The following is a 13,016-nucleotide window of genomic DNA, read 5'->3' on the forward strand; positions in this document are numbered from 1 at the left end:
CGCCGCGACCCACACGATCGGCGGCGGGTACCGGGCAAGCCTGCCGCCCGGTACCCTCGCGACTGTGAAAAAAGGCCAGCGCGCACCCGGGTTCGAACTTCCCGATCAGACCGGCACCGTCCGGTCGCTCGATTCGTTGCTGGCCGACGGACCGTTGACGCTGTTCTTCTTCCCCGCCGCCAATACTCCCGTGTGCACCGCCGAGGCCTGTCATTTCCGAGATCTGACAAGCGAATTCGCGGCCCTGGGCGCGAGTTGCGCGGGAATCAGCACCGATTCGGTCGACACCCAAGCCGGTTTCGCACAGGCGCAGTCCCTCGGCTATCCGCTGCTGTCCGATCGCGACGGCGCGGTGGCGGAACGGTTCGGCGTCAAGCGTTCCGGGGCGATCGGCGGTCTGCTCGGCAACTTCCTGCCGGTGAAGCGGCAGACCTTCGTGATCGACACCGACCGCACGGTACTCGCGGTGATCTCGGGCGAACTGCGCGCGAACGTCCACGCCGACGCCGCGCTGGCCGCCCTGCGCGAGCATCGGGCCTGAGCCGACCGCTGCACACACCCCGGGCCGCCTCCGGGTGCGCACTGCCTTTGCCGGGTGAGAGCGCACTGACGCCTTGACGCGGCGCGGTTCTCCCGGCGTAGGCGCGCGCCTCGCGCATACGCTGGATTCATGACATCGACGAGCTCCCTCACGAACTCCGGGACCAAACCCCGAGCCACCGTGTGGCGGAATCGAGCCCTCGGCCTGCTCGCGGTCATCATCGTGCTGGTCGTCGCCTATTTCGTGCTGTCGGCCTTCATTCCGCGCTGGTGGGCGCAGCGGATCGCCGGGATGTCCGGGCACGGCAGCTTCGCCCAGGGCATCTGGTCGGGCCTGGCGATCGGGTTCCTGTGCACGCTGATCCCCCTGCTGCTCCTGCTGGGTGCGGTGCGGGTGTGGCGCACCCGCGCGGGCAAATTCGCCGCCGGCGCCGCGGCCGTGCTGGCGCTGATCGTGGCCCTGCCCAATCTGATGACGCTGACCATCGTGCTGGGCGGCAGCAGCGCCGCGCACGCCGGGGAACGGGTGCTCGACGTCGATGCGCCCGGCTTCCGCGGCGCCTCGCTGGTCGGCGCCATCGTGGCGGCCGCGATCGTCGCGGTTCTGCTCGTGCTACTGCTACGCAAACAATGGCGGGCACGCTCGGCCCGCCGTGCCGAAGCCGGCGTGGTCACCGCGCCGGACACTGCTAACGACACGCGACCACCAGGCGATATCAGGAAGTGAACCGACAGCGTCGCAATCGCGCTCCGGCGTGATAGCTGTCACGTCACCGGCAACAGTGCTGACCAGCGAGCGAAGTCGTGGCAAACTTGTTGGTCGCAAGTGACGGTGAATTGAAGTTTCAATGGTCGTTAGCTTTGACAACGACTACGTCACTGGGCTGCAAGAGAGGGCGCGAAGTGACGGAATGGCTCAATCCCACCGAACGGCGAGCGTGGCGGACTCTGGTCGCGCTGACAACTCGATTACCGGCGGCAATGGATACCCAGCTGCAACGCGAAGCCGGTATGACGCATTTCGAGTATTTGCTGATGGCACTGCTGTCCGAGGAGCCCGGACATCGCCTGCAGCTCAGCGAGCTCGCAAGTAGGGCAAATGCTTCGCTATCGCGGTTGTCGCATGTGGTGACGAAGCTGGAACGGTTGGGCTGGGCGCGCCGCGACGTGGTGCGCGGCCGCCGCGGCGCCTATGCGGTGCTGACCGACGTGGGTTTCGAACGGGTGCAGCAAGCCACCCCCGCCTACCTGGAAGGGGTGCGGGGGCTGGTGTTCGACGGCATCGACGACGAGCAGGTCGAACAGCTGCTCACCCTCGGTGAGGCACTGGTAGCGCAGCTCGACGCGGGCCTGTCCCGGGGTATCGGGCGCGCCGACGGACTGCCCGACCCGCCGGCCACCGAGGCGACGGCCGGCGCCGCCCACTGACCCGGTTCAGCTCGCGTCGGCGAGCAGTAGATCCCCATCCCAGCAGGTGTGAGTGCCGGTATGGCAGGCCGCGCCCTGTTGGTCGACGATCAGCAGCACGGCATCGCCGTCACAGTCCAGCCGCACCTCGTGCACGTACTGCGTATGTCCCGAGGTTTCGCCCTTGACCCAGTACTGCTGCCGCGAGCGCGAATAGTAGGTGGCCTTGCGGGTGGCGAGGGTGCGGGCCAGGGCCTCGTCGTCCATCCACGCCATCATCAGCACATCGCCGGTGCCGCGTTCCTGCGCGATCGCCGCGACCAGGCCCGCCTCGTTGCGCTTGAGCCGGGCGGCGACGGCGGGATCCAAACTCATACCCATCGTTATACCTGTCCTGTCGGAGCTGTTCGTCCTCGGCGGGAGGATGCCGGCCGGTCTCAGCGGACGGTGATGCCCTCGGCCCGCATAGCGGATTTGACCTGGGGAATCGTCAGATCGCCGAAGTGGAAGACGCTCGCGGCCAGGACCGCGTCGGCGCCCGTCCGCACCGCGGGTGCGAAATGATCGACCTCGCCGGCGCCGCCGCTGGCGATGATCGGCACCGATACCGCGGCGCGCACCGCACTGATCATCGGCAGGTCGAAACCGCCCTTGGTGCCGTCGGCGTCCATCGAGTTGAGCAGGATCTCGCCGATACCGAGTTCGGCACCGCGCACCGCCCACTCCACCGCATCGATTCCGGTGCCGCGTTTGCCGCCGTGGGTGGTCACCTCCCAGCCCGACGGGGTGGGCGAGCCGGTATCGGGCACGCGGCGAGCATCCACCGACAGCACGATGCACTGCGAGCCGAAGCGCTGTGACATCTCGCGCAGGATCTCCGGGTTCGCGATCGCCGCGGTGTTCACCGACACCTTGTCCGCGCCCGCGCGCAGCAGCCGGTCCACATCCTCGACGGTGCGCACCCCACCGCCCACGGTGAGCGGGATGAAGATCTGCTCGGCGGTGCGGGTCACCACGTCGATCATGGTGCCGCGATCACCGCTCGAGGCCGTGACGTCGAGGAAGGTGAGCTCGTCGGCGCCCTGGGCGTCGTAGGCGGCGGCCAGTTCCACCGGGTCGCCCGCATCGCGCAGATTCTCGAAGTTCACGCCCTTGACCACCCGGCCGGCGTCGACGTCCAGGCACGGAATAACGCGTACCGCCAGTGTCATTGCGTCCCTTCCGAATTCTCGTTGCACTCGTAGGCGCGGTCGACGGCGCTGTCGATCATGTCCAGTAGTTCTTCGTGCACCCCGGGCGCGGCGGCCAGCACCGAGCGCGAGGTGATCGACCATTCGTCGCCGCGCAGATCGGTCACCACACCGCCCGCGGCGCGTACCAGCGCCACTCCGGCGGCGTTGTCCCACGGATGGTGCCCGAAGACGACCGCGCCGCCGAGCACCCCGGACGCGGTGTAGGCCAGGTCGATGCCGGTGGATCCGTGCATGCGCACCCGGCTCGACAGCCGGCTCAGTGCGCCGAGCAGGTCGAAGCGGAACCGGCCCGGGATCCGGCCGTGGGCGTCGATGTTGAACGCGCCGAAGCCGATCATCGCCTCCGCGAGGCGACCGTGTTCCAAGGGCGGCAAGGGTTTTCCGTTGAGCAGCAGCGGCCCGCCGGCCGCCGCGGCGTACCGGCGGTCCAGCAGCGGCAGCCAGGTCAGACCGAGAACGGGCTGCCCGTCGGCCACCAGCGCCAGGAGCATCGCCGAAAGCGGATGGCCCGCAGAGTAGTTGAAGGTGCCGTCGATGGGATCGAGCACCCACGCGGTGCCCGAGCTCAGTTCCGGCCCACCGAATTCCTCGCCGTGTACCGGGATTCCGGTGCGGTCGGCCAGCTGCTGCGACAGGGTGCGCTCGAGTTCCAGATCCAGTGCGGTGGCGAAGTCGCCGCGGCCCTTCTGGACCGCGCTCGGTGCCCCCAACCCTTCGACGAAACGCGGTGCCGCACCGTCCAATATCTCGCTCGCCGTCGCGAGCAGCGCGGCCGGGTCGGAGGCGGCGGCGGTCACGTCAGCGAACCGCGTCCAGCGCCTCGGGCAGCGTGAAACGCCCGGCGTACAAGGCTTTTCCGACGATCGCACCTTCCACCCCGTCGGACACCAGCCCGGAGATGGCGCGCAGATCGTCGAGGGTGGAGACACCGCCCGAGGCGATCACCGGCGCCTCGGTGGCCGCGCACACCTGCCGCAGGATGTCGAGGTTGGGCCCCTGCAGAGTGCCGTCCTTGCTCACGTCGGTGACCACGTAGCGGGCACAGCCGTCACGCTCCAGGCGTTCGAGCACCTCCCACAGGTCACCGCCGTCGCTGACCCAGCCACGGCCCCGCAACCGGTAGTCGCCGTCGATGATCCGCACGTCCAGCCCGACCGCCACCCGATCGCCGTATTCGGCGATGGCGCGGGCGCACCACTGCGGATCCTCGAGTGCCGCGGTGCCCAGGTTGACCCGGGCGCAGCCGGTGGCCATCGCGGCCTCGAGCGAGTCGTCGTCGCGAATGCCGCCGGACAGCTCAACCTGCACATCCAGCTCACCGACGACCTCGGCGAGCAGTTCGCGGTTGGATCCGCGCCCGAAGGCCGCGTCCAGATCCACCAGATGCACCCACTCGGCACCCGCCTCCTGCCAGGCCAGCGCGGCATCGCGGGGGGCGCCGTAGCTGGTTTCGCTGCCGGCCTCCCCCTGAACCAGGCGCACGGCCTCACCATTGGCGACATCGACGGCGGGTAGCAGCACAAGACTCACGTGTGCAGCCTACTGGCTACCGGTTGGCGTCGCGGTGCCGGGATGGCGCCAATGGGACGGCGGTCACTGCCTGCGGGGACGAGCATCACACGTTTGAGCTGGACGACGACGGGCAATCCGAAGACTGCGTGTGTCACTGTGCGCAGGAGGTCCAGACCGGCGGTCTCCGCGTACGTACCCTGGGTCGGGGGCACGTACTGCCATCGTTGTCGACGAAGAGGATCTTCACCCATGTCGCGGATCACGTTGCGGCCCATTATGTTCGCGTTGTCGTACGGAGCGGCGGGCGCCGCGATGCTCACGACCCCGATGCTCATGACCCCGAGGGCGGTGGCCGCCCCCACCGATCCGATTCAGTTGGCGGCCTGCGATTTCGGACGGCAGTTCACGACCTACGATTGGGCCGGCTACGACGACTACGACCGCCGGGTCCTGGAGTTGTCCACCGGCGCGTTCCACGATCAGTTCGCCGCGTCGGCGCCCGATCGGCGCGCACACGTGACCTCGGTACACGTCCGCTCCGAAGCCAATTCGGTGGAATGCCGCACCGACGTGGCCGACCCCGAGCATTCTCAGGTCGTGGTGACCGTGGACCGGTCCGAACGCAGCGATGCCACGCTGGGCCTGCCCCGCCCCGAGCGGTCCCAGCTGCGGGTGTTCCTCGACAACGTCGACGGCCGCTGGCTCGCCGGGCGAGTCGATACGCTGCCCCCGCAGACATAGCCCCTACAGCGAGCCGACCCAGTTGCGCAGCAGCTGCGCACCCGCGTCACCGGACTTCTCCGGGTGGAACTGGGTGGCGCACAGCGGCCCGTTCTCCACCGCGGCGAGGAACGGCCCGCCGTGTTCGGCCCAGATCAGCTTCGCCGGCGCGATGGTGCCGTTGTCGTCCCATTCCCACTTCTGCGCGGCATAGGAGTGCACGAAATAGAAGCGCGTCTCGGGATCCATCCCGGCGAACAGCACACTGTCGGCGGGAGCCTGCACGGTGTTCCAGCCCATATGCGGAAGTACCTGCGCCGGAAGCCGTTCCACCGTGCCCGGCCACTGCCCGCAGCCCTCGGACTCGACCCCGAACTCGACGCCGCGCTCGAACATGATCTGCATGCCCACGCAGATGCCGAGCACCGGACGGCCGCCGGCGAGGCGGGTACCGATGATCCGCTCCCCGCGCACCTGCGTCAGTCCGGCCATACACGCGGCGAAGGCGCCGACACCGGGCACGACCAGACCGTCGGCGTCGAGCGCGGCCTGCGGATCGGCGGTGACGGTGACCTCCGCGCCGGTGCGGGCCAGCGCGCGCGCCGCCGAATGCAGATTGCCGGAGCCGTAGTCGAGCAGCACAACCGATTTCACAGCGTTCCCTTCGTCGACGGCACACCGGTGACCCGGGGGTCCGGTTCGACCGCGGCACGCAAAGCCCGTGCGACAGCCTTGAATTCGGCCTCGGTGATGTGGTGCTGGTCGCGGCCGTACAGCACGCGCACGTGCAGTGCGATCCGGGCGTTGAGGGCCATCGATTCGAAGACGTGCCGGTTCAGCACCGTGGAATACGACGCACCGGGACCGGCGCTGGGAATCACGGTGTGCAGCAGCCGCTCCGGCTCGCCGTCGTGTACGCAGTACGGGCGGCCGGACACGTCGACGACGGCGTGGGCGAGGGTTTCGTCCATCGGGATGTAGCAGTCGCCGAAGCGGCGGATGCCCTTCTTGTCGCCCAGCGCCTCGCCGAGCGCCTGTCCGATGACGATCGCGGTGTCCTCGACGGTGTGATGCGCCTCGATCTCGATATCGCCCTTGGCCTGCACTGTCAGATCGAAGCTGCCGTGCTGGCCGAAGGCGGTGAGCATGTGGTCGTAGAACGGGACGCCGGTGGAGATGTCGGTCCGGCCGGTGCCGTCGAGATTCAACTCGACCACGATGCTGGATTCGCGAGTGGTCCGTTCCACCCGGGCGGTTCGATCCATACTGGCTTCCGTACTCATCGGGAGATCACCTCGGTGGGCACCAGCATCTCGCTCACTCGCAGGAATTCGTCGTTCTCGGCGGCCAGTCCGATCGTGGTGCGCAGATAGCCGGGAATGCCGACGTCACGGATCAGCACGCCCTCGTTCAGGTAACGCTGCCAGGTGCGGGGCGCGTCGGCGAAGTACCCGAACAGCAGGAAATTCGCATCGGAGGTCACCACCTCGAACCCCATCTCGCGCAACGCCTTCGCCACCCGTTCCCGCTGCGCGGCGAGTTCGGCGACACTGGCCAGGGTTTCGTCGGCGTGGCGCAGCGCGGCGCGGGCGGCGGCCTGGGTGACCACCGACAGGTGATACGGCAGCCGCACGAGCAACATCGCCTCGATCACCGCGGGCGCGGCGACCAGATAGCCGAGCCGCCCACCGGCGAAGGCGAAGGCCTTGCTCATGGTGCGGCTGACCACCAGCTTCGCCGGATACCGGTCGATGAGCGCGAGCGCACTGGGCGCCGCGGAGAACTCGCCGTACGCCTCGTCGACCACCACGATGCCCGGCGCCGCCGCGAGCAGACGCTCCAGATCGGCGAGGGCGATCGAATGCCCGGTCGGGTTGTTCGGGCTGGTCACGAACACCACATCGGGGCGGCGGCCGGCGATCACCGCGGCCGCGTAGTCGATGTCGAGGGAGAAGTCGCTGTTGCGCTTGGCCTCGATCCACTCGGTGTCGATGCCCTCGGAGATGATCGGGTGCATCGAATACGAGGGCACGAAGCCCAGTGCGCTGCGGCCGGGCCCGCCGAAAGCCTGCAGCAGCTGCTGCAGAATCTCGTTGGATCCGTTGGCCGCCCATACGTTCGCCGTCTGCACGGTGACGCCGGTCTGACGGGTCAGATACACGGCCAGGTCGGTGCGCAGCGCGACCGCGTCGCGATCGGGGTAGCGGTGCAGGTCGGCGGCGGCGGCGCGAATGGATTCGGCCACGTCGTCGATCAGCACGCGGCTCGGCGGATGCGGATTCTCGTTGGTGTTCAGCTGTACCGGCACCGCCAGTTGCGGTGCGCCGTAGGGGCTCTTGCCACGCAGGTTCTCGCGCAGCGGCAGATCGTCGAGGGTCGCCGCGGCGCCCGGGATATCGGCGGTCGCGGTCATGACAGGGCCTCGAAACGAACCTGCACAGCCTGGCCGTGGGCAGGCAGGTCCTCCGCATTGGCCAGGGAGACCACATGTCCGGCAACGTCTTTCAGCGCGGCCTCGCTGTATTCGACGACGTGGATGCCGCGCAGGAAAGTCTGCACGCTCAGTCCCGAGGAGTGGCGCGCGCAACCGGCGGTGGGCAGGACATGATTCGAGCCGGCGCAGTAGTCGCCGAGGCTCACCGGCGACCACGCGCCGACGAACACCGCACCCGCGCTCCGGACCCGTCCGGCGACCGCGGCCGCGTCCGCGGTCTGGATCTCGAGGTGTTCGGCGGCGTAGGCGTTGACCACCCGCAGCCCCTGCTCGACATCGTCGACGAGCACGACGCCGGACTGCTTGCCGGACAACGCCTCCGACACCCGCTGCCGGTGCTTGACCACCGCGAGCTGGGTCGTGATCGCGGCGTCGACCGCATCGGCCAGCGCCGCGCTGTCGGTGACGAGCACGCTGGCGGCCAGCACATCGTGTTCGGCCTGGGAGATCAGATCGGCGGCCACGTGCGCCGGATCGGCGGTGGCGTCGGCCAGAATCGCGATCTCGGTCGGGCCGGCTTCGGCGTCGATGCCGACCAAGCCGCGGCACAGCCGCTTGGCGGCGGTGACGTAGATGTTGCCCGGACCGGTGATCATGTCGACGGGCGCGAGCTGCGCGCCGTCGGTGTCGGTGCCGCCGTAGGACAGCAACGCGACCGCCTGGGCGCCGCCGACGGCCCACACCTCCTCGACGCCGAGCAGTTTCGCCGCGGCGAGAATCGTCGGATGCGGCAGTCCGCCGAACTGCGCCTGCGGCGGCGAGGCCACCACCAGCGAATCCACGCCCGCGGCCTGCGCGGGGACGACGTTCATGACGACACTGGACGGGTAGACGGCATTGCCGCCGGGCACGTAGAGCCCGACCCGCTCGACCGGCACCCAGCGTTCGGTGACGGTACCGCCGGGCACCACCTCGGTGGTGGTGTCGGTGCGGCGCTGGTCGGCGTGCACCGTGCGGGTGCGTTCGATGGCCACCTCGAGCGCCGCGCGCACGGCCGGATCCAGCTCGGCGAGGGCCTTGTCGAGTTCAGCGGCCGGGACGCGCACGCTCACCGGGGCGATGCCGTCGAATTTCGCGCTGAACTCCTGCGCCGCCTCGACGCCACGATCACGGATCGCCTGCACCACCGGCCGCACATGATGCAGCACCGAGTCCACGTCCACTCCCCCACGCGGCAGGGCCGCGCGCAGTTCGGCAGCGGAGGGCGTACGTCCGCGCAGATCCACGCGGGCGAGCTCGATGCGGCTAGTCATAGCGGTGTGAAATCCTTGTCTGTCCGGCCGGGTCTGTGCTGGTCATCACATCGAAGCGAAAGCTCCGGACCGCCTCCCAGCCTATCGGGTCGGCGCCAGTCGATATCCGCCGCCCGGCCACGGCGACTCATTCGGCCGCCGGGCGATACCGCTGACACGGTCGGTGTTCAGCGTCTGCCCGTGGGCGGAGACACCGCGTGCGGCCGAATCAGTGCGTATCGCTGTCGATCAGCAGCTTCCCGCTGCCACCCACCACGACGCGGAGTTCGATCGACTTGGACTGACCGCCGTAGGTGATGCTGGCGACCGACATATCCACCGAGCCGTCGGAATTGGCGCTGCTGCCGCCGCCGCGTGCGCCTTCGATGGTGTTGTACGCCGTGATCTGGTTCTGCTTCCAGTAGGTCGCGAACGCCTGCTGGCTGCCGTACACCTGCTGCGCCGCGGGAGTGAGCAGATTCCACGCGGTGCCGGAGTTCTGGTCGACGAGGGCGTCGTAGAAGTTCTGAATGACACCGGCCGCCGAGCCGACGTCGGTCTTCCCGGCGCTCTTGGTCTGTCCCACGGCCGCGACGCTCTGCGTCGAGGGACCCGGCTGCGCGGTGGCGGTCGCCGATGGCGAATTCGCCTGCGAGCCCGGCGATTCCGTCTTGGCGCCGCCGAACATCAGATACAGCGCCGCGGCGACGATCACCAGACCGGCGGCGAAACCACCGGCGAAGACCCACGGCTTCGCATTGCGGGTCGGTGCGGGTTCGGTGGCGGGCACCGGATTGGAGCGGGTCGGATGCGCGGCGGCCGCGGCGGGCCGCACCGGCTGCATCTCCGGCTCGGAGAGCGCCGCCCGCGTCGCCATCATCTCGGCGGTGGAGATATCCGCCTGTGCCGCACGGCGATCCAGTGTGCGGGTGGCCTGCCGGCGACCACCGCCGCGGTGGGTGGCCAGCATCCGGGTCGATTCGGCGTCGACGGCCCGATCCGCGAAATCGGCCAGCTGATCGCGCACGTCGGTCATGCTCGGCCGGTCCTCCGGCTCGAAGCTCAGCAGATCCAGCAGTAGATCGGTGAGCGGGCCGGCGTTGCGCGGCTGGCTCAGCTGACCGTTGGCCGCGGCGTACAGCAGCGCCAGGGGGTTCGGATTGGTGCCGTAGGGCGGTTCGCCCTCGAGGGCATGGAAAAGCGTTGCGCCCAGGGCGAATACATCGGCGGCCGGGCTGGGTTCCGCACCGCGGGCGACCTCGGGGGCCAGATAGGCGGCGGTGCCGGAGATCAGGCCGGTGGCGGTGAGGGTGACATCACCCTTGGCCTTCGAGATACCGAAGTCGGTGATCTTCACGGTGCCGTTGTCGCCGAGCAATACGTTGCCGGGCTTGATGTCTCGGTGCACGATGCCGGCGCGATGGGCGGCCACCAGCGCCGAGGCGATCTGCTCGCCGATGCGTGCGACCTGCGGCAGCGGCAGCGTCCCCTGCGAGGACAGCACCACGGCCAGGCTCTGCGACGGCAGATACTCCATGATCAGGCAGGGATCGCCCTCGTGGTCGGTGATATCGAAGACCACGATCGCGTTGGGGTGTTGGAAGCGTGCCGCGTTGCGGGCCTCCCGAGACGCGCGCTGACGCACGATCTCTTTCTCACCCGGCGGCAGACTGGGCTGGGTGAGGATCTGCTTGATCGCCACCGACCGTTCGAGTCGTTCGTCGACGGCACGCCAGACGACGCCTGTGCCGCCGCTACCAATCCGCTCGACCAGGCGGTAATGCCCTGCGATCACTTGGCCGGTTTCGATGGCACTACTCCGAGTTTCTCCGCGATCCGTGACTTACCGCGCGCGGGGTCAGGTCCCGCGCGTGTTCCCGGACGAGTGTAGCGGGCGTGACGGGCCGCTTTGACGCCGGAGCGAGATCTGTGCCGAATATGTGTGACCACCGTGCGATGCGGTCGAGATCACTCCGCTATACAGCGGGTGTATCTGTGACGAACTTCACTTACTCACACGGCGTGCTACTGCTGATTCCGCAGGAAACGTCCGGCCGCTTCGACCGCCGGCGTCGAGCTGCCGGCATCGCCGACGAACACCGCCAGTGCCAGATCGCCGTCGATGCCGACAAACCAGCCGTGCGCGTGGGTGTCATCGATGTATTCGGCCGTGCCCGTCTTGCCGAGCATGCCGGGAATGTCGGCGAGACTGGTGGCCGTGCCGTTCGTAATCGTCTCGCGCATCATGGATTTCACCTGATCGAGCACCGGCGCGGGCACAGGCTGCGGCGTCCGATCCGCTGTCCCCGGCGAGCCCGCCACGATGGTGGGCGCCGGCACCGAACCGCGGGCGACGGTCGCGGCGACCAACGCCATGCCGAACGGCGACGCGGTCACCCGGCCCTGGCCGATGCCCTCCTCGACTCGCAGCGCGGAAGTGTCTGCGGTAGGCACCTTTCCGGTCACCGTGGTCATACCGGGAGCGGTGAAATCCACGCCGAGTCCGAGCTGCGCGGCCGCGCGGGTCAGCCCATCGGGCGGCAGGTTCACCGCGAGCCGTCGCATGGTGGTGTTGCAGGACCGCGCGAAAGCGGTGTGCAAGGCGACAGTGCCGAGGTCGAAGTTGTTGTCGTTGGGGATCTGCCGGCCTTCGATGTTCTCGGTGCCGGGGCAGGCGACCATGGTGTCGGCGGTGACCTGCCCGGCCTGCAACGCGGCCGACACGGTGACCGTCTTGAAGGTCGAACCCGGTGGGTACAGGCCGGTCAGCGCGATCGGCCCCTGCGCGTCGGCGGCCGCGTTCTGCCCCACGGCCAGAACGTCACCCGTGGACGGTCGCAGCACCACCATCGCGGCCGGAGTCGGGATCGGCGCGAGCGCGGCCTCGGCACGGCGCAGCATTCCGTTGTCGAGCGTGGTCCTGATGTCGGCGACGGGTTTCGGGTCCTGGCCGCCCACGGTGTGGGCGCCGGCGGCGGCCTGCGCGCGCACGGCCCAGCCGGCCGCGGCATCGGTACTGTGCTGCCACAGGTCGCTCACGCCGGACAGGGCCGGTGAGGTCAGTGTCTTGTCGACGGTGAGCAGCCGGGTCTGCGGTGCCAGCGTGACGTTCGGCAGCGCGGCGAGTCGGTCCTGCACCGGGGCGAGATCACCGGCCCGCAACGCGATCGCGGTGACGGGTTTGCCCTGGGCCCTGTCCATGTCCTCGCGCAGGCTCGCCGCGGTGATGCTCGGATCGATCGGTCCCAGTACGGCCGCAACGGCATTCGGGTCGGCGCCGGGCGTCAGCTGCACCAGGGTGACGACCTGCTGGGTCATCAATTCCGCACCGTCGCGGTCGAGCACGCGCGCGGCCGGTTGCGGGGCCACGGTGTCGTAGGACAGCGGCCCGGTCTCGAGGCCGGGCGCCACGGTGGCCGGATTCCACCTGACCTTCCACTCGTCGCCGGATTCGTCGGCGGCACCGGTGGTGGTGTAGGTCCACTGATTTCCCGCCGTGCCGAAAGTCCAGGTGGTGGCGAGGCTGAACATCGCGTGGTGGTCGGACCGGTCCACCGAGTGCACGTCGACGCGCACCTTCTTGCCGAGGCTGTCGAAGAGTGCGCCGAGGGTGGCCGTGGCCTGCGCCGGATCGCTTGTCACGGCGGCCGCGGCGGCCGGGTCGCCGTGGTTCAACGCCTCGACGAAGGTGTGCACGCTGCGGTCGAGCCGGTCGGCGGAACTGTCTCCGGAACAGGCGGCGGCAGCGAGAATCGGGGCGGCGAGCAGGGCGAACAACTTCGATCCGGTGCGCACGCGGCCGAGACTACCGTCGCGCGCCGCCGTGGTGCGGTAATCGCCGCCTCGCGCGGGCCACCG

General features: G+C 69.1%; 14 protein-coding genes. 4 read left to right on the forward strand and 10 right to left on the reverse strand.

The annotated features are described in order from the left end of the window. Positions 1-64: 64 nt before the first annotated feature. From C5E41_RS18430 to C5E41_RS18440, 3 genes are all read left to right on the forward strand, one after another. The gene (locus C5E41_RS18430) at positions 65-541 is read left to right on the forward strand and encodes a peroxiredoxin (RefSeq protein ID WP_104377032.1); all 477 of its coding nucleotides are present in this window, start codon (positions 65-67) and stop codon (positions 539-541) included. Between the two features lie 129 nt (positions 542-670). Further along, positions 671-1,267, forward strand: a complete 597-nt coding sequence (locus C5E41_RS18435) for a permease (RefSeq protein WP_104377033.1) — start codon at positions 671-673, stop codon at positions 1,265-1,267. Positions 1,268-1,443: 176 nt separating this feature from the next. Beyond that, complete coding sequence (locus C5E41_RS18440) at positions 1,444-1,968, forward strand: MarR family winged helix-turn-helix transcriptional regulator (RefSeq protein ID WP_258081053.1); 525 nt, start codon at positions 1,444-1,446, stop codon at positions 1,966-1,968. Between the two features lie 6 nt (positions 1,969-1,974). On the opposite strand, the gene hisI is transcribed toward C5E41_RS18440, so the two are convergent. From hisI to priA, 4 genes are all read right to left on the reverse strand, one after another. Then, positions 1,975-2,322, reverse strand: coding sequence for a phosphoribosyl-AMP cyclohydrolase (gene hisI / locus C5E41_RS18445; protein WP_030514639.1), 348 nt, complete (start codon positions 2,320-2,322; stop codon positions 1,975-1,977). 62 nt (positions 2,323-2,384) lie between these two features. Continuing rightward, positions 2,385-3,158 (reverse strand): imidazole glycerol phosphate synthase subunit HisF, encoded by a 774-nt coding sequence (gene hisF, locus C5E41_RS18450; protein WP_104377034.1) that lies wholly within the window; start codon positions 3,156-3,158, stop codon positions 2,385-2,387. Further along, a complete protein-coding gene (locus C5E41_RS18455) occupies positions 3,155-3,997 on the reverse strand; it encodes an inositol monophosphatase family protein (RefSeq protein ID WP_104377035.1) in 843 nt (280 codons plus the stop codon). The genes hisF and C5E41_RS18455 overlap by 4 nt, the downstream gene beginning before the upstream one ends. Before the next feature lies 1 nt (position 3,998). After that, positions 3,999-4,730, reverse strand: coding sequence for a bifunctional 1-(5-phosphoribosyl)-5-((5-phosphoribosylamino)methylideneamino)imidazole-4-carboxamide isomerase/phosphoribosylanthranilate isomerase PriA (priA, locus tag C5E41_RS18460; protein WP_104377036.1), 732 nt, complete (start codon positions 4,728-4,730; stop codon positions 3,999-4,001). A gap of 231 nt (positions 4,731-4,961) precedes the next feature. On the opposite strand from priA, the gene C5E41_RS18470 reads away from it, so the two are divergent. Then, positions 4,962-5,453: a hypothetical protein gene (locus C5E41_RS18470; protein WP_146097597.1), complete on the forward strand. Its 492-nt coding sequence runs from the start codon at positions 4,962-4,964 to the stop codon at positions 5,451-5,453. A 3-nt stretch (positions 5,454-5,456) separates the two neighbouring features. Here the strand turns inward: C5E41_RS18470 and hisH are convergent, their stop codons facing one another. From hisH to C5E41_RS18500, 6 genes are all read right to left on the reverse strand, one after another. After that, complete coding sequence (gene hisH / locus C5E41_RS18475) at positions 5,457-6,086, reverse strand: imidazole glycerol phosphate synthase subunit HisH (RefSeq protein WP_030514644.1); 630 nt, start codon at positions 6,084-6,086, stop codon at positions 5,457-5,459. Next, on the reverse strand, positions 6,083-6,715 hold the full coding sequence (gene hisB, locus C5E41_RS18480; RefSeq protein WP_104377039.1) for an imidazoleglycerol-phosphate dehydratase HisB: 633 nt from the start codon (positions 6,713-6,715) through the stop codon (positions 6,083-6,085). Before hisB ends, hisH begins: the two co-directional genes overlap by 4 nt. Beyond that, the gene (locus C5E41_RS18485; RefSeq protein WP_104377040.1) at positions 6,712-7,845 is read right to left on the reverse strand and encodes a histidinol-phosphate transaminase; all 1,134 of its coding nucleotides are present in this window, start codon (positions 7,843-7,845) and stop codon (positions 6,712-6,714) included. Before C5E41_RS18485 ends, hisB begins: the two co-directional genes overlap by 4 nt. Further along, positions 7,842-9,179, reverse strand: coding sequence for a histidinol dehydrogenase (gene hisD, locus C5E41_RS18490; protein ID WP_104377041.1), 1,338 nt, complete (start codon positions 9,177-9,179; stop codon positions 7,842-7,844). Before hisD ends, C5E41_RS18485 begins: the two co-directional genes overlap by 4 nt. A gap of 208 nt (positions 9,180-9,387) precedes the next feature. Continuing rightward, positions 9,388-10,953, reverse strand: coding sequence for a serine/threonine-protein kinase (locus C5E41_RS18495; protein ID WP_104377042.1), 1,566 nt, complete (start codon positions 10,951-10,953; stop codon positions 9,388-9,390). A 230-nt stretch (positions 10,954-11,183) separates the two neighbouring features. Then, positions 11,184-12,953, reverse strand: a complete 1,770-nt coding sequence (locus C5E41_RS18500) for a penicillin-binding transpeptidase domain-containing protein (RefSeq protein WP_181063293.1) — start codon at positions 12,951-12,953, stop codon at positions 11,184-11,186. Positions 12,954-13,016 lie beyond the last annotated feature (63 nt).

Origin of the sequence: Nocardia nova, from assembly GCF_002933465.1 — a bacterium.
Taxonomy (GTDB): domain Bacteria; phylum Actinomycetota; class Actinomycetes; order Mycobacteriales; family Mycobacteriaceae; genus Nocardia; species Nocardia nova_B.